Below are 16736 nucleotides of genomic sequence, written 5' to 3'. Positions count from 1 at the left end.
GCCCGGTGCGCTGCGCGGCCAGTCCGGCCGTCGCCCGCTCCAGCAGGGCGGAGAGGGCCGGTTCACGCACCCCGGTTCCGTGAACGAAGACGACCGCCGTCATGTGCCCCCCGTGAACGAACACCCTTGGGGTGTCAACTTCCCACTATCGCGCGGATGTTGCGGTCAGGCAAACGGGCGCAGGTCCGTGTCACATCGGCATGGGAGCGATGTCGCACTCGATGCGGCGGCGCTGGCGGGCGGCCTGGAGCCAGGGGTGGTCGGTGCGCAGCACCGCGGCGAAGCCTTCCACCGCCTTGCGCTGGAGCACGTCCGCCTCGTCGGCCCGCCCGAGTCCCCGCAGATCGAGGGAGAGGTTGGAGGTGCAGGAAAGGGTGAGCGGATGTTCGGCGCCCGACACCTCGGTCAGCAGCGGCAGGTTGGCGGAGTCGATGGTGTGCGCCTGTTCGAAGTCGAGCCGTGCGTAAGCGGTGTTGGCCCGGCCGATGCCGACGGTGAGGGTGATGACGTGCTGCGCCCCGATCGTGTCGCCGAGCCGGCGCACCACGTCGTCCTCCACTTCCTGCGCGATGTCCAGGGCACCGAGGGCCCGCTCGGTAGCGGCCAGGTTCGCCCTGGTCACCAGCGTGTGCGCATGGTCCGGCCCGAGACGCCGCACCAGCCGGGCAACGGTGGACTCCGCGATGCGCCGAGATCCCTCCAGATCCCCGGCCAGGCGCCGGTCGACGCAGACGTTGGTCGCCGTGGTCAGCGAGTCGAGGTGCTCGTCGCCGTAGCGGGACCTGAAGTTGCGCAGGGTCTCCTCGGCGAGCTTGGCGCCCTCGGCGAGGTCCCCGTCCCGGCGGCGGCAGACACCGAGGTCACGGGCGATGCGCAGGCTCAAGGGGTGTTTCTCGCCGAGCGCGGTGAGCGCCCGGCGGTAGACGTCCTCCTGCCATTCGCGTGCCTTGGGGTACCGGCCCGCCTCCCGCATGTCGATGGCGACGCAGTGCAGGGTGTTGAGCGTGAAGAAGCTGGAGTCGCCGAGGAGCATGTCGCGCTGGCGGGCGGTCTCCTCGTCCAGTGGCAGCGCCTCCTTGAACTCCCCGCACAGTCTCAGGTCGACCCCCCAGCTGTGAGCGCCCCGCAGGGCGGCCTGGTCTTCGGGGCCGAACAGTGAACGGGCAAGTTCGGTGGCTTCCTTGCCCAGGTCCCGCGCCTCCTGGAACCGGCCCTGGTAGCGGCGGGCGTCGGACATCTCGCACAGGGAGTCGATGAGCTCCTCCGGCTCGACCTGAACCCGGCGGGAGACCTCCAGCGCCTTCTCGGTGAGCGGGATCGACTCGGAGATCTGGCCCACTTGGCGCAGCAGGAACGCAAGGCCCTTGGTCATCCGGATGACATAGATGTCTTCCTCGCCGGAGGCGGCGAGCCAGGCGCTCCACGCCTGGCGGCCGAACACCGCGGCGCCTTCGTGGTCGCCCCAGTAGTAGAGGAACCACATGGTGTCGTAGACCAGGTCACGCACATAGGGGTCGGTGCTGGTCACCGCCTGGGAGGCGAGGACGTGGGGCAGCAGCGCCTGGTAGTCGCGCCACTCCTGGGAGGACCCGTAGGGGCCACGGTTGGCGGCGGACAGCAGCTGGTGTGCGGCGTCGCGCATCCGCTCGCGTTCCTCCTCGCTCAGCTTGGCGAGGAGCACGGTCTGGAGCAGGCGGTGCATCTGCAGGGTGCCCGCGCGCGGGTCGACCTTGATCAGGGAGAACTGGCTGAGGTCGCGGATGGCCCGGTTCAGTTTGATCGGCTCGCGCAGCATCGGGTCGATCTGCGGCGTGATGTTGACGCCTCGGCTGCTCCGCAGAATCGACCTCGGGATCGGCTCGGGGGCCATGCTGGCGCAGATGTCGAGAAGCTGACGGGCGCCCGGATTGTTCTCCCTGATGCGCTCCAGGGAGATGTCCCAGGCGGCGGCGACCGAGACCGGGTAGTCGGGGCTCTGCTCGATCTCCAGGATCTCCGGGCTGCGCTGGGCGAGCAGGTCGAGGTACTCGTCGACCTCCATGCCGGTGACGCCGAGCCAGGCGCCCGCCTGCTCCACGGCGAGCGGCAGGTCGCCGAGCGCCTCGGCGAGCCGGTCGGCGTCCTGCCGGGGCAGGTCCTGGGCCCGCTTCTGGAGCAGCTCGATGGACTCGTCGCGCTCGAAGACGTTCACCGGCAGCGAGCTGGCCACCCGTTCCCAGCCCCGGTTCCGGGAGGTGACGATGACCTTGCCCGGCCCGTTGTGGGGGAAGTAGCCGCGCACGGCGTCGATGTCCTCGGCGTTGTCGAAGACCAGCAGCCAGTTGTCGTACGGCGTTCCGGTGCGCAGCGCCTCCAGTACGGCGGGCACCGCGGTGTTGGCCGCTGCGGCGCCCATGCTGTCCTGGCCGACCGGGGCGACGCCCAGCTGGGAGGCCAGGGAGGACAGCGCGGCCAGGATGAGGCTCTCGCGTTCGGCGGGGATCCAGCAGATGATCCGGTAGTCGCGCTGGTGGGTGTAGATGTACTCCAGCGCCAGTTGCGACTTGCCGACGCCGCCGAGGCCGTGCAGGGCGTTGGGCAGCACGGCCGCGGTGTCCTGGGCGGCGAGCTGCTCCTCCACGGCCCTGAGCAGCGCCTGTCGGCCGACGAACGAGGTGTTACGCATGGGGACGTTCACCAGTAGGGCCGGCGTCGCGGTCGTGGTGCTCTGCATGAGCGGCTCTGCCTCCGGGGTCTCTTGTCGGTGCGCGCCGGCCGTCGGAGACGGCGCGGATTCTCCAGTCAGATCGGCATTTCCCGAATCCGGGTCACTGCCCGCTGGGCTGGATGGAGTCGTATCGCCCGGGTTATTCACCTGTGGGGGTGGATGCGCGGACGCGGGGTCCTCGGCCGGTACGGGTGCGGTGGGCGCGTTCCTGGACAGATTCGGTTCGATGCGCCTGGCCCGCTCGGAGTAGGGGCCTGACAGCGCGCGCATCACCGCCAGTTCGCTGCGCGCCCAGCCGCGTTCGGCGGGGTCGGGCAGCCTGGTCCGCAGCGGGTCGTGCAGGGCGGCCCGCAGGGCGACGCCGCGCTCCCCGGCGGCGGGCAGCTCGCCCACCACGCTCACGGTGTGGGCGAGTTGGCTGCGCGTGTTGTCGCGAGCAGCGCCTCCCGGACGCCCCTCGGCGAACTCGGGGCGCCCCTCCTCCCCGCCCTCCCAGTCGATCAGCCCGCCCATGAGGATTTCGGCGAGGTGATCGGGGCCGGTTTCGGTATGACGCGTCGTCGCAGCTGCTCGACGAGGTCCAAGTCTATGGGGACGGCGGCCAGTGGGTGGCGAGCCGGCGGGCGGAGGGGGTGGCGAGGCTGAAGAAGCGTCGTACGGCGGCGGTGGCGGCGCGTGGGAGGCGCGGGGCGCGCAGGCCGAGAGCGGGAGCGCCCTTGCTCAGGGCGCCCGCCAGCACCACGGGCAGCGAGCGCCGTACGCCGCGCCCGCCGGTGACCAGGTCGGACCAGGCGGCGAGGGAGGCCGGTTTCAGGGAGAGGACCGGGACGGCGACCGAGCCGTCGCCCGTCTCGGGCAGCGGCCGCATCGGATCGGGGCCGCCGGGCGGCGCCCAGTGGCCGAGGCTGTCGTTGGGGGCGCCGAAACCTCCGGCCTCCAGGACGGCCGGGTACGGGTAGAGCGAGGACCGGTGGCGCAAGTGCGGTGGCAGCAGGTGGACGAGGGCGGTGGGGCCGGCGTTGGCCAGGCGGCCGAGGAGTTCGTCCGCGGCGGTGGCGGCCCAGCCGTGGGCGAGTCCGTCGGTGACGACGAGGAAGATCCGGCTGCCCCGGCCGTCGAGCAGTTCGGCGGGGTCGGCGACGGCCCGCCCCGTGGACCAGCGCAAGGTGGCGGTGCCGGTGCGCGGCACGGTCGTCCGGAGCGTGCGCACGCTCCGGAAGGCCCCGCTGTGCTCGGCGGCGCGGGCCAGGCGCGCGGCGCTCTCCTCCCAGATCCGCATCGTGGGCGCGTCGTCGAGCAGCAGCACCAGGTCGAAGGCGGAGATCCGGGCGGGCCGCAGGAACGGCATCCACAGCCCGTCGACGAGGCCCTGTTCGGCGGTGGTCTCCTCGTCCAGCTCCAGGTGGTCGCGGGACGGGATGCGGCGGGCCAGATGGTGCAGGGCGCGTGCGAGCAGGGCCGTGACGCGGCCGGGGCCGGCCGGGTCGGGTTCGGGCTGGGGCAGCAGCGGCGGCCCGAGGTGCAGGGTGAAGCGGCCTTCGGGGTGAGGTAAGAAACGGTCCACGGCCTGGGCGACAGCGCGTGCGGAGGGGACAGGTGCGGCGGAGGTGCGGCTCGCCGGTGGCCGCTCGGAACCGGCGTCCTCGTCGCCGGCCGAGGGCACGCCGGAGAGCGCGTCGTCGGTCACCGGCGGCCGGGACGGTGGTCCGGCCTCGGCGTCCTGCGGACGTACCGCCTCCACGGCCGGGGCCGGGGCATCCTGTGGGGCGTCGACGGGACCGTCGTACCGGCTGCGGTGCGCGGCGAGCCACACCGCGTCGGCGAACTCCTGCCAGCGCGGTACGAAGTGATCGGGAGCGGCCGGGACCCGGTCTCCGCGCTCGCTCGCGTGGGCGAGCGGCTCGGGGTACACCGAAGGAGGCGGCGACGATCCCGATGCGGGATCCCCGTCGCCCGGTCCGGATGCGCGCTCCCGGGTCATCAGCGGCCCTTCGCGAGGTCGCGGAGCAGCAGTTCGACGAGCTTACGCCCGTCACCGTCGGCCTGGAAACCACCCGCGGTAGTCATCTGGACAGCGTTGAGCAACTGGTCGAGGGAGTGGACGCCGCCCGCCTGGACCCGCTGAACGAAGAGGTCGACGAGGTCTTCGGTGCCTCGCGGCCGGAGCCCCAGGTGGCCTTCCACCATGGCCAGTAGTTGCTCCCGGGTGGGGGTGTGCATCTCCATCGGCAGACAGCGGCGACGGAAGGCGGCGGGGAATTCCCGCTCCCCGTTGCTGGTGATCACCACGACCGGGAACTCCCGGCACTCAACCCGCCCGCTGCGCACCACGGCCCGGCTTCCGGGGTCGCTGGTGTGCACGCTCGCCGCGTCGGCGGCGTCACGCACCAGCTCCGGAACCTCATAACTTCCATTCTCCAGAACGTGCAGCAGGTCGTTCGGCAGGTCGATGTCACTCTTGTCGAGTTCGTCGACGAGAAGCACCCGGGGCCGTTCGTAGGGCAGCAGGGCGGTGCCCAGAGGCCCCAGTGTAATGAACTCGCCTATAACCGGTGCAAGTTGACGATCCTTTGACGTGGTCGGCGGGTTGACGGGCTGTTCGCCGTCTTCGAACACCGGCCCCGCGCCCGCCACGTCGCGCAGTCCCGCCTGCCAGGCGGCGATGGCCTGGGCGCGCCCCATCGCGTCATGAACGTACAAGCCGTCCCGCAGGCTGGTCCGGCTCACGATGTTCCATTCCAGTACCCGGCCGAGCCCCAGCTCACGCGAGATCAGGTAGGCGAGCGTCGACTTGCCGACGCCGGGCGGCCCTGTGATCAGGAGAGGGCGGCGCAGCAGCAGGGCGGCGTTGACCGTCTCTATCTGCTCCCCGTCGAGCTGGGGCGTGAGGCCGCCGGGCCCCAGGCGGCGCAGCGCGGCCTCGGTGTCGTCCGGGGGCGGGGCCTCGACCGGGCCGCCACGGAACCTCCGCCACGGCGGCGGGTCCGGCAGCACGGGTGGGGCGTCCCGCGGGTGTCCGGTGGCATGGAAGACGCGCCAGCCGTCCGCGGCCGTCCGTTCCTGTGCGCTCATGCCGAAGCCTCCTAGCTCAGCTGGCGAGACCGCCGGGGTCGGTGGTCAGGGTGTCGACGACACGCGTGGGGTCGTCCCATAAGAATCCGACATTTCGGGCAAGGTATTGCACCGCGTCCTCCGCTCCGCTCTCGGCGTTCAGACGCATGCGGTGAATCACGGAAGGAAGCTGCACGGGCAGCGTGACGGCCGCGAAGACCGCGGTCACCACTTCGCGCCGCTCCTCCTTGAACACACCTCTGCGGTCCCAGACGGCCAGCCCGACCCCCTCCGCGATCGCCGCTTTGAGTGCCTCCAGCGCGGGTGCCCCCGACGGCGCGTCCAGCAGCACCGCCGTACTTCGCGATTCCCCCGCGAGCGCGATCTGCCACGCGCGCAGCCGCCGGGCGTCCGCCTCCCTCCAGGAATGCACCGTGATGCCATGCTGCTTCAGAGCCGCCCAGCGCCGCTGCCACTGCTGCCGGACCACGGCGTTGTCCGTACGCATGCGTTCAAGGCTGCGTAGATGCACCCCGTACCGCAGGCCGAGCGGAGTGGGCTCACCGTCGCCGATGGCGAACGTCAACCCCGCCACATCGTGGTTCATCAGATCGTACGGAAGGAGGAACTCTATGTACGCAGGCGGTTCCCGGAGTCCGCTCGTCTCCGGTTCGCGCGGCACCAGCCAGAGCCGGGTGCCGCGCCGGAGCGCCTTGTCCACCGCCCGGCCGAGGTCGTCCAGGGGAATCGTGTCCGGCTCGCCGGGACGTGGGTCCCAGCGGCCGGGGGTCGCGTTCGTCCAGGTCCGCACGACCACGTCCGTGCTGCCGTCCCGGGCCGGCTCCACGGCGACGACGAGGGTGCGGGGGATGTCGGGCGACCACACCACCGCCGCGCGCCTCTCCCGGCGCAGCGCCAGCTCGGCGGCCAGACCCGCGCGCCCGGCCCAGTCGTCGACCCACGCGGTCAGCGCGAGGCGGTGTTCGACGGTCCGGGCGAGAAGGGCCGCGTGGTCGAGCAGGACGACGACGGGCGGCAGGCCGTCCTCCTGCGCGTTCCATTCGAAGAGGTACGCGAAGAGCTGCTCGGGGGTGAGTCCGTCGGGGAGGTCGAGGCCCACGAGCTCCTCGGCCAGCCCGTCCCGTAACCGCGCGGCGGGCAGGTCCCCGCGGGCGAGCGCGACGCGGGCGCTCTTCTCGTCCTCCTTGGACAGCGGTCCGGCCACGGCGGGCACGGGAGCGATCAGACGTGCGAGCTCGTCTCCGGCCGGAGCGCCTTCGAGGATGCGGACCACTCCGACAAGTACGTGCTCCCCGCCCGCCACGCTCATCGCGGCGGTCACCAGGCTCACCACGTCCTCACGGAGCCTGACACCGCGTACGTCCACCTGCCGGTGGAGCTGGCCTCCCAGCAGACTGGCGAACTGCACCCGGCTCGGCGCGTCCTCCACACAGCCCAGCTCGCAGAGGACGTCGGTGAGCTGCAACAGCAGCTCGAAATCGGGCTGATGTCCGGATTCACGTCTGGACCCGCCGGGCGCCGCACCTGTCTGCACCGACTTTCCCCCTGAGTCGGTTCACCTGCCTGACCGACCAGCGAAGTTAGCACGGCAACCAGCGGTTAACCAGGGACTGTTGGGATCGGGATCACAGCCTCGGGTCCACGGGCTCCGACTCCAGAGCCAGCACACCGAAGACCGCCTCGTGCACCCGCCACAGCGGCTCGCCCTCCGCCAGCCGGTCCAGTGCCTCCAGACCCAGCGCGTACTCGCGGATCGCCAGCGACCGCTTGTGGTTCAGGAACCGCGAGCGCAGGCGGGCGAGGTTCTCCGGGCGCGTGTACTCGGGGCCGTAGATGATCCTCAGGTACTCGCGTCCGCGGCACTTGATGCCGGGCTGCACCAGGCGGCCCTCCCCGTCGCGGACCAGCGCCCCGACCGGTTTGACGACCATGCCCTCGCCGCCCCGGCCGGTCATCTCCAGCCACCAGTCGACACCGGCCCGGACGGACTCCGGGTCGCCGGTGTCGACGTACAGCCGTCGGGTGGTCTGGAGCAGGCCGCTGCCGTCGTGCTCGACGAGCCGGTCGAGCAGGGCGAGCTGCTCGTCGTGCGGCAGCGCGGCGAGGCTGCGGCCCTGGACCGCGAGGATCTGGAACGGCGCCATGCGGACGCCGTCCAGACCGTCCGTGGTCCAGCAGTAGCGGCGGTACGCGTCCGTGAACGCGGCGGCGTCGGCGGACCGTTCGCCGGTGCGGGCCAGCAGGTCCGTCACATCCACGCCCCGCGCCGCCGCGCCCCGCAGGGCGGACAGCGCCTGCGGGAGCACCGCGCCGGACGCGGCCCCCACGGCGGCGTACTGCGACCTGAGCAGCCCAGACGCCTTCAGCGACCAGGGCATCAGTTCGGCGTCGAGCAGCAGCCAGTCCGTCTCCAGCTCGTCCCAGAGCCCGGCCTCGCCGGCCGCCGTGCGCACCCGGTCGAGGATCTGCTCGGTGAGGGCGTCGTCGTCCAGGAACGGGCGGCCGGTGCGGGTGTAGAGGGACCCGGTCGGCCCGTCCACGCCGAAGCGCTTGCGGGCCGCCTCCGCGTCGCGGCACACCAGGGCCACCGCCCGTGAGCCCATGTGCTTCTCCTCGCACACGACCCGGGCGACACCGTCCTCGGCGTACTGGGCGAACGCCTCGGCCGGGTGCTCCAGGAAGTGTTCATCAGCGGCTCCGCCGCGGGCCTCGCGGTGACTCGTGGCCGTCGGTGCCATGGTCGGCGGCAGGTACGGCAGCAGCCGCGGGTCCACCGCGAAGCGGCTCATGACCTCCAGGGCCGCCGCCGCGTTCTCCTCGCGGATCGAGATCCGGCCCTGGTGCCGGGTCTCCACGACCCGCCGGCCCTGCACGTCCGCCAGGTCCAGCGGGCGGCCGTCGTGCCCGCCGGGGGCCTCGGTGCGCAGCGGCTTCAGCGGCTCGTACCAGACTCGCTCGGCCGGTACGTCGACCAGTTCGCGCTCCGGCCACCGCAGCGCGGTGAGCCTGCCGCCGAAGACGGCACCGGTGTCCAGGCAGATCGTGTTGTTGAGCCAGGTGGCCTCCGGGACCGGAGTGTGGCCGTAGACCACGGCGGCCCGCCCCCGGTACTCCTCCGCCCACGGGTAGCGCACCGGCAGGCCGAACTCGTCGGTCTCCCCGGTCGTGTCGCCGTACAGGGCGTGACTGCGGACCCGTCCTGAGGTGCGGCCGTGGTACTTCTCGGGCAGCCCGGCGTGGCAGACGACCAGCCTGCCGCCGTCGAGGACGTAGTGGCTGACGAGGCCGTCGATGAACTCCCGCACCTCGGCGCGGAACTCCTCGCTCTCGCCCGCCATCTGCTCGACGGTCTCGGCGAGGCCGTGGGTGTGCTGGACCTTGCGGCCCTTGAGGTGACGCCCGTACTTGTTCTCGTGGTTGCCGGGCACGCACAGGGCGTTGCCGGACTTCACCACACTCGTTCCCGTGGGTTCTTCTCGTGCCCGATCATTGCGCGCGGGTCCACCCTCCCAGTCACCTTGAAGGGCGGGGGCTGCACCACCGTGCCCGGCAAGCTGCCCTGATTGGGCAGCCGACCCATGACCTCGTCCCAGACCCCGGCCACCCGCCAGCGGTTGAACCGGGTGTGCACGGTCTTCCAGTTCAAGCCATCGGGGGTCGGGACGTTGTGCCAGCCGCAGCCCGTCCGTGCCTTGAACAGGATCGCGTCGAGGATCGCCCGGCCGTCCATCAGCCGGTGGTTGGGCGGCTCCCAAGCCCGGATCACGGGCCCGACCAGCGCCCAGGTCTCGTCGGTCAGCGCCGGAGGAGCCAGCCGCCCCGTGTCGGCGAACCACTTGGTCAGCGTGCAGCCCTTGTTGGTGGTGCGGGTCGGCACCGGGCCCGTGATGGTGACGCGCACGTCCAGCAGGCCCAGCACCTCGCCCTGATCGGCCGGGTCCATGTCGGCCAGCCGGGTGCGGGCCACCTGCGCCAGCGCTTCGAGGTCGCGCGCTCGCTGCTGGGCGGCCTCGGTCTCGGCCTGCCACGCCTCGGCCTCGCGCTTGACGTCGCGCAGTTGGTCCAGCTCCTCGGTCAGCGCGCGGGTGGCTCCTTCGAGGGCGACCGTCGGCAGGTTCAGCTTGGCGTAGTCGATGGTCAGCTTGGTCAGGGCCTGCTCGCGCTCCTTGATCTGGCGGTCCAGGTCGGCGATCCGATCGGCGTGGTCGGTCTCGTTGGCGTCGTCCATCAAGCCGACCCACTCACGGGCCATCGCCCGGAGCTGTGCCGGGTCACCCAGCAACGTGGCCACCTCGGCCCAGACGGCGGCCTCAAGCTCGTCAGCCGGGAGCTGCTGACACTCGCACCTCGGCGCACCCGGGTAAGCCTCGACCCGCCCCCGGCACCGGTAGTGTCGACTGCCACCCTTGGCACTCTTGCCGCCGATGTACGTCTCACCGCACAGGCTGAAGGTCCGACCGCTGAGCGGGTAGACGCTGGCCTTGCCCTTGGGTTTGCCGGTGACCGTGCGCCCCAGGGCTGCGCACAGGTCTGTCACCTCGTCGGGCGTGAAGATCGGGTCCAGCTTGACCGTGACCGACTGCCCGTAGACCAGCTTGCCCTGGCGGTCGACCTTGGGGCCCCGGCCGTTTTTGGTGCTCTGGTTCCGGAACACGTAGACCGATTCGAGCACCGCCCCGGAGGTCAGCCGGGCGCGCAGGTTCTGGTACGACCAGGGCTTGCCGCCCCGGGTCAGCAGACCCTCAAGGTTCAGGCGTGCAGCCACGTCCCGGATGTTCAGCCCCTCGGCCACCAACAGCTCACGGGCACGGCGGAGGGTGGCCGCCTCGTCATCATTGATGGCCAGCCGGGACAGCCCCTTCTTGCCCGCGTTCTCGATGCGGTACCCGAACGGCGCGACTCCGCCGACGTGGCCACCGGCCATCGCCTTGCGCTCAAGACCGCTTTGCGTGCGCTCGGTGATCAGCCGGTGCTCGAACGCGGCGAAGCTGGCCAGCATGCCCAACATGGCCTCACCGGCCGCCGTGGTGGTGTCGAAGTCCTGGCTGGCCGACGCCAGCCCGACCCCAGTTCCTTGAGCTGCTCGGCCAGCCGGTAGAAGGTGGCCATCGAGCGTGCCAGCCGGTCGAACCGGTGCACGACCACCGCGTCAATCAGGCCAGCCCGGACGTCCGACATCAGCCGGTCGAACTGAGGGCGCTTGGCCAGCGTGCCGCTGACGCCCTCGTCCCTGTAGATGTCGACCAGCCGCCAGCCTTTCAGCTCGATGAACTTTCGGCACTCGGCCTCCTGCACGTCGAGGCCGTAACCATTGAGCTGCTCGGTGGAGCTGACCCGCAGGTACGCGGCCACGCGCTTGCCGCCGGGCGCGGCAGGTGTTTCGCTTTTCATAGCTGGGTCCTTGTCTCTCAGCGTTGAGGCCCGGCCGGGGGTGCCACCCTGGCCGGGCCGTCTCGTGTCAGATGAAGTCGGCGGTGGCGTCCACCCAGACCTCGTCGCCGGTCGTCCCGTCCACGGCGATCTGCTCGATGCGCAGCTCGTGCGCCTCGGGTGCGGCCGAGGTGGCTTGCAGCGCGTACCGGCGAACGGTGCTGGTGCTGGTGGTGCTGGCCGTCACCAAACGGCCCTGCGGGTTACGCCACTGGACCTTGAACACTGGGTCTCCTCACGAGGGCCGGGCGGCCTGAGCCAGCCGCCCGGCGGTGGGTGGTCGGTCAGCCGATGACCGTGAACTTGGTGGTCTTGGTCTCGCCCTTGGCGTCGGTGTAGGTGAACCGGCCGTTCTCGACGGTCCCGGTCCGCTCCCACCGGCCGACCTTCGCCTTGACGCCCAAGGCGTCGGCGATCTCACCGATAACGGGCAGAGGCGGAACGCGCCAACCTTGCTCCCACGAGCAGACAGTCTTGAGTGGGCGGCCGAACTCAGGCTGACTCAGGCCGCGTTCGCGGCGAAGTCGGCGCAGGGCGTCAGAGTTGAACCCAAGAGTGGGCATGGATGTTCCTCTGTGAGGAGTGCCCCAGGGTTGGGCCCGACAGAAGCGGCGTCACATCCATACCTATGGCTGCTACCTGAATCACCCCGGCCCGACAGCCGACACCACCGGGGGTGGCACCAGTAGAGCACGGGGCCACCCGCGGTGGTATTACCGGTGCACGAGTGGTGATCGCCAAGCACGAGAGGTGACCGCCGGCTGACCCGGAGAGCCCCAACATGACGACCGGCCGCCCGGTGCTCCGGCCAGCGGCACCGGGCATATACCGTCCCGGCCTCCCGTGGGGCCTCCGGCGGCCTCTCGTGCGCGCACGGGGCGTCCGGCCGTACCGCCAGCATGGGGCCCCGAGAGAGCCGCGCGAAGCCCACCCCAAGTCACCTTCAGTGACGGTCACTTGTTCTTGACACACTGCATATCTGCCTGCGCTACCATCTTTGTTGAGGGCCCTACTGGGGCTCTCCGCACCTGGGCGTATGCACGTCACGCAGAAACCAGGACGCTGCCCCGTTGGAGCTGGGGCCCCCTAGTCCGACAGGGGGCCTGACGCACAGGCCATGAAGACGGAGCAGCCGCCGAAAGGGATGTACTACTTTCACAACCTGGGCTGATCATCAGCCCAGCCGAGAACATTTGCGCTGCTGTGCGTCGAGCGCAGGTGTCTCGGTCCAAACCGAAGGGTTTGGATCGAGGCTGCCTGCGCGCAGACCCACCGATCCGACCCATGACAGGGAAGGTAAGGATCGGTGGACGGTACCGCCAACAACATCATTCTCGCCATCGCTGGCGTGGCCTCTGTGCTGCTCTTCGCGGTTAAGGGCTTCTTGGACCAGCTCCCCGACGTCTTCGACTCGTTCCGCCGTGCGCGCGAAGCATGGCAGCGCCTCTGGGGAAAGCAGGGCGAGGTGGCCACGCCCGACGAGACCGAGGAGCCGCCGCCCCCGGTGACGGTCCCGGCGGACGATCAGCAGGAGCCGCCTGCCGCCGCGTAGGCCCATCCTGGGCTCCCGTGGGGTCTCCCGCCGCACGAGAGCCCGGCACGGGGGCCCGGCCGTCCCCGCCAGCACGGGGCCCACGGAGATACCGTCCCTGGCTTCAGGCTGCCCGCCCGGTCAACCACCGCTGTATCAGATACAGTTGAAGCTCCCCGCCTAAGGGACACGACGTGGTCTGAAGTCCGGCGTCTTCAGAAGGATCTGGGGTTGCCCCAGTCCGCCCACGCCTTCTCCGACTGAAGTAGGTGTTGCAGGGTCATCAGGAGCGGTCCTGACCAGTCCGCCTGTTGAGTCCTGCACGTCGGCATGGCCTCAGCTTGATCACACGTATACACGTGGTGATCGGGCTGAGGTCTGCGCACCAATGGTCCGATCACCCACCGGGAAGGTACTCGGACCGTTGAACCTTTCTCTCGGCGTCAAGGGGCTGATCGTCGTCATCTGCATCTTGATCTCCGTCATCGTCGCCATGGTGGCGGGTGTCATCAGCCATCGGCCGAACACCCCGAAGGGCCCGGCGTTTCTGTATGGCGGTGGCGTCTTCGGTGGCTCGCTGACGCTGTGCCTGGTGGTGCTGACGTCGCTCGGCGTCCTCTGAACACGCGGAAGCCCCGGTGAGCACTAACCATCTCCGGGGCTTCGCAGTCAGGTGGCCGGGGCCAGTCGAAACAGCCGAGGCACCCCCGGACCGAACAGCACGCCGTGCGGGTTGTCGGCGGTGTCGATCCAGAACGGGCCAAGATTGGCCGCCAAGAAGGTCTCAAGCTCATCCATCAGGTTTTCATCCCAAGCGCCGCCGCTCGGCGGCTCGTAGTCGCCCAGTCGTACGACCCTCTGCCACCTGTCGCCGACGTACGCCTCAATGTGTAAGAGCTGCATGGCCAACAAGCTCCCACATCCGGCGTCACGCCAGTGGCTCCTTCAGACCGAAGCGTCCGCAGAATGCCTCGTTCTACGCGGCGGTCGCCCGCAAGCCATGACGGGACGGCCCCCGGCGGATCGCGCCCCGCGGCCCGATCCGCCGGACAGCCGTCACGCCGTGTCCGCCCTCAGGACAGCTGCGACTGCACCTGCGAGGAGATCAGCTCCAGGTGGTCGAGGTCGTCCAGGTCGAGGACCTGGAGGTAGATGCGGCTCGCACCGATCTCGGCGTAGCGGCCGATCTTGTCGACGACCTCGGCCGGGGAGCCGGCCAGGCCGTTGAGCTTGAGCTCGTCGGCCTCACGGCCGATGGCGGCGGCCCGGCGGGCCACCTCCTTCTCGTCCCGGCCGACGCAGACCACGAGGGCGTTGGAGTAGGTCAGGTCGTCGCCGCTGCGGCCGGCCTCCTCGGCGGCGGCGCGCACCCGGCCGAACTGGCGCTCGCTGTCCTCGATCGAGGCGAAGGGCATGTTGAACTCGTCGGCGTACTTCGCGGCCAGCCGCGGGGTGCGGGTGGCGCCGTGACCGCCGACAAGCACGGGGATCTTCGCCTGCGCGGGCTTGGGCAACGCGGGAGAGGCCGTGAGGTCGTAGTACGTGCCGTGGAAGTCGTAGGTCTTGCCGAGTTCCGTCGCCCACAGGCCGGTGACGATCTCCAGCTGTTCCTCGAGGCGGGCCAGCTTCTCCTTGGGGAACGGGATGCCGTAGGCCTTGTGCTCCTCCTCGAACCAGCCGGCGCCGAGGCCGAGCTCGACGCGGCCGCCGGACATCTGGTCGACCTGCGCGACCTGGATGGCCAGCACGCCGGGCAGCCGGAAGGTGCCGGCGGTCATCAGGGTGCCGAGCCGGATGCGCTTGGTCTCGCGGGCGAGTCCGGCCAGGGTGATCCAGGCGTCGGTGGGACCGGGCAGGCCGTCCACGGAACCCATGCGGAGATAGTGGTCGGAACGGAAGAACGCGTCGAATCCGAGATCTTCCGTGGCCTTGGCCACGGTGAGCAGAGTGTCGTAGGTCGCCCCCTGCTGGGGCTCGGTGAAGATGCGAAGGTCCATGATCCCATCCTGCACGCCGGGGCACGGGACCACGAGGTCGGTCCTCCGTGCCCACCAGTCTCCGGTCCCCGATCCCCGGTCGGGTGAAATTACGTCCATACCGCGTGTGCCCCGTGACCGGGCCAGTGACCGGCCCCGGTAGTGATCGTTGGCTCGGGCGGAGCCGGAGTCCCCGGCTTCCGCGCCGGGCGGTGAACGCCGGGGCGTCACCCGCGTCGGCCTCCCCGTGGGGCCATGGGCCGAGGAGGCCGTCATGTCCGAAGAGACCGTGCCGCAGCAGGGCGGGACCGGGCAGCCGAAAGGGCTGTTGCAGCAGATGGAGAAGCTGATGGCGGCGCTGAACGCGGACCTCTCCGATCTGCAATCTGAAGCGGGTTTTTCACCCAGGGAATCGAAGGCAGATCAGGCCAGGTCAGAGTAGCCACATACTTATACGACGGTCGCCTGAGCGCCTAACCAACTGCCAAGGAATCGCTGGTGCCGTAGGTCCAGCACCAGCGATTCACAGACACCCAGCTCAGCGGTGGCGCAGGTCGTTCAGGGCGCCCCAGCTGCCGGGGTCGTGCAGCGCGCTGCGGTCGAGCACGCGGGAGAAGGCGGAGCGCTGGCGCCGGGCCCGCAGCTCCCTCGGCCAGGTGGCCAGGGCCGCCTCGTCCGGGTCGGCGGGAGCGGCCGGGGTGCGGTCCGCCGACAGCAGCCGCCTGTACTCGGCAGCGAGCCGCTGGGCCTCGCCCGGCCGGGCCGACGCCGGGTCCCGCTTGATCTCGCGGAGGCGCTTCTTGATCTGCTTGCGGCGGGGGTCAGTCTTCGTCGTCGTCCTCCAGGGATCCGAACTCATCCTCAAACTTGGCGAGTTGCTCCAGCACGGCGTCTGCGCTGTCCGGCTCGCCGGGCGGCGGGGCCGACGGGCCCGGCGGCAGCGCGAGCCGGGTAACCGTCGGGGCGCCCTGCGGCTCCACGGCCACGACCCTGTACCGCAGCCCGCCGGGGCCGTCGATGTACATGGCACCGTTCTCGGTGTAGGGGGTGGGGGCGGCCCCGAGCGGCGGCAGCGGCTCCGGCGGGGTGAACGCCCCGGGCTCGCCCGCGCGCAGACAGGCACTGGCGGCCTCCAGGCCGTACTGCCGCCGGTCCTCCGGCAGGCTGACCGCTGCGAACCCCGCGAGGATCGCCTCCACGACGTCGGTGGCCTCCTGCTCGATGCGGCGCTCCAGGGAGACGCGCAGCGCCTCGGGTGCGTCGGCTCCGTGCAGCTTGCGCCGGGACTCGTTGAGGCCCTTGAGCGTGTTGACGGCCTTGAGCCGGGTGTCGGGGTCGTCGGTGGCAACGTACTGCGCCTGGGCCTTGCGCCAGAGGTCGTCCAGCTCGGCATCCCGCAGGGCGACCATCGAGCCCACGACGGGGCCGAGGTGGGCGGCTATGCGCTCCTCGATGATCTCGTGGACGCGCCCGGGGCTGAGCTGGACCTCCTTGGCGATCTGCCGTTCGGTCAGCCCTCGCACCTTGAGCCGGAAGATCTTCTCGTCACGCTCGGCGGTAGCGGCCCGTCGGCGGCGGGTCTGCGGGGGTGCACCTATGCGCTTTTCCTCTCTGTGCTCGGTCGGGTGGTACGGGTGGGGCTCATAAGGTGGACCGCACCGGGCAGTCCGGGTGATGGCACGGAGGGCCGCACAGCTCGGGCGCGCAGTACGGCTCGCCCATGCAGGGGGAGGCGTCTTCCGGCTGGCGCGCCGGGCAGCCGATGTTGTGCCGGTCCGCCGGGCAGCAGGGGTGCATCATGCAGCGGGACGGGGTCATGATCAGTCTCCCTGCGTGGGGGCAGCGGACCTGTTCCGATCTTGCGAACAGGCACCTGTTCCGATCTTGGGAACAGGTCGGGAACAGGAACGAGCCGGCATTGGGCCCGACCTGGGGGAATGGCTGTTCCGGACGCTCGGAACAGGTCCAGAACAGGTATCTGTTCCCTGTTCCCGCCCCCTAGGGGGGAACAGGGAGAACA

At 70.6% G+C, this 16736-nt stretch carries 13 protein-coding genes and 2 pseudogenes; 3 read left to right on the top strand and 12 right to left on the bottom strand.

What is annotated here, in order from left to right:
- Positions 1-190: 190 nt before the first annotated feature.
- From fxsT to SSQG_RS29765, 8 genes and pseudogenes are all read right to left on the bottom strand, one after another.
- Positions 191-3220 carry an FxSxx-COOH system tetratricopeptide repeat protein gene (fxsT, locus tag SSQG_RS29790; RefSeq protein WP_003993643.1) on the bottom strand — a complete coding sequence of 1010 codons (3030 nt, stop codon included), beginning with the start codon at positions 3218-3220 and terminating at the stop codon, positions 191-193.
- 73 nt (positions 3221-3293) lie between these two features.
- Positions 3294-4619, bottom strand: coding sequence for an SAV_2336 N-terminal domain-related protein (locus tag SSQG_RS43130; RefSeq protein WP_078506948.1), 1326 nt, complete (start codon positions 4617-4619; stop codon positions 3294-3296).
- Between the two features lie 68 nt (positions 4620-4687).
- A complete protein-coding gene (locus tag SSQG_RS29785; protein WP_003993641.1) occupies positions 4688-5779 on the bottom strand; it encodes an AAA family ATPase in 1092 nt (363 codons plus the stop codon).
- Between the two features lie 16 nt (positions 5780-5795).
- The gene (locus SSQG_RS29780; RefSeq protein WP_244299287.1) at positions 5796-7244 is read right to left on the bottom strand and encodes an effector-associated domain 2-containing protein; all 1449 of its coding nucleotides are present in this window, start codon (positions 7242-7244) and stop codon (positions 5796-5798) included.
- Between the two features lie 160 nt (positions 7245-7404).
- A pseudogene (locus SSQG_RS29775) lies at positions 7405-9237 on the bottom strand (polynucleotide kinase-phosphatase); the annotation flags it as partial.
- Positions 9228-9722: a transposase gene (locus tag SSQG_RS43125; protein ID WP_244299531.1), complete on the bottom strand. Its 495-nt coding sequence runs from the start codon at positions 9720-9722 to the stop codon at positions 9228-9230. The gene SSQG_RS43125 and the pseudogene SSQG_RS29775, both read right to left, overlap by 10 nt.
- A gap of 357 nt (positions 9723-10079) precedes the next feature.
- A pseudogene (locus tag SSQG_RS43120) lies at positions 10080-11170 on the bottom strand (recombinase family protein); the annotation flags it as partial.
- 67 nt (positions 11171-11237) lie between these two features.
- Entirely contained in the window at positions 11238-11435 is a 198-nt protein-coding gene (locus tag SSQG_RS29765) for a hypothetical protein (RefSeq protein WP_003993637.1), read from the bottom strand.
- Between the two features lie 1080 nt (positions 11436-12515).
- On the opposite strand from SSQG_RS29765, the gene SSQG_RS29760 reads away from it, so the two are divergent.
- Both SSQG_RS29760 and SSQG_RS29755 read left to right on the top strand, forming a co-directional pair.
- Positions 12516-12761, top strand: a complete 246-nt coding sequence (locus SSQG_RS29760) for a hypothetical protein (protein WP_003993635.1) — start codon at positions 12516-12518, stop codon at positions 12759-12761.
- Between the two features lie 403 nt (positions 12762-13164).
- Positions 13165-13362, top strand: a complete 198-nt coding sequence (locus SSQG_RS29755; protein ID WP_003993634.1) for a hypothetical protein — start codon at positions 13165-13167, stop codon at positions 13360-13362.
- A gap of 47 nt (positions 13363-13409) precedes the next feature.
- Here the strand turns inward: SSQG_RS29755 and SSQG_RS29750 are convergent, their stop codons facing one another.
- Both SSQG_RS29750 and SSQG_RS29745 read right to left on the bottom strand, forming a co-directional pair.
- Positions 13410-13643, bottom strand: coding sequence for a hypothetical protein (locus SSQG_RS29750; protein WP_003993633.1), 234 nt, complete (start codon positions 13641-13643; stop codon positions 13410-13412).
- 170 nt (positions 13644-13813) lie between these two features.
- Entirely contained in the window at positions 13814-14737 is a 924-nt protein-coding gene (locus tag SSQG_RS29745; RefSeq protein WP_003993632.1) for an LLM class F420-dependent oxidoreductase, read from the bottom strand.
- Positions 14738-14990: 253 nt separating this feature from the next.
- Here SSQG_RS29745 and SSQG_RS41970 point away from each other — a divergent pair, with 253 nt between their 5' ends.
- Positions 14991-15158 (top strand): hypothetical protein, encoded by a 168-nt coding sequence (locus SSQG_RS41970; RefSeq protein WP_167545798.1) that lies wholly within the window; start codon positions 14991-14993, stop codon positions 15156-15158.
- Between the two features lie 96 nt (positions 15159-15254).
- Here SSQG_RS41970 and SSQG_RS29740 read toward each other — a convergent pair whose 3' ends face one another.
- Together SSQG_RS29740 and SSQG_RS29735 are read right to left on the bottom strand one after the other, a co-directional pair.
- Positions 15255-15575, bottom strand: a complete 321-nt coding sequence (locus tag SSQG_RS29740; protein WP_003993630.1) for a hypothetical protein — start codon at positions 15573-15575, stop codon at positions 15255-15257.
- Positions 15538-16239, bottom strand: a complete 702-nt coding sequence (locus SSQG_RS29735; protein WP_003993629.1) for a hypothetical protein — start codon at positions 16237-16239, stop codon at positions 15538-15540. Before SSQG_RS29735 ends, SSQG_RS29740 begins: the two co-directional genes overlap by 38 nt.
- Positions 16240-16736 lie beyond the last annotated feature (497 nt).

Origin of the sequence: Streptomyces viridochromogenes DSM 40736, assembly GCF_000158955.1 — a bacterium.
GTDB lineage: Bacteria > Actinomycetota > Actinomycetes > Streptomycetales > Streptomycetaceae > Streptomyces > Streptomyces venetus.
Note: the sequence above shows the minus strand (reverse complement) of the source record. Positions and strands in the feature narration are given on the sequence as shown.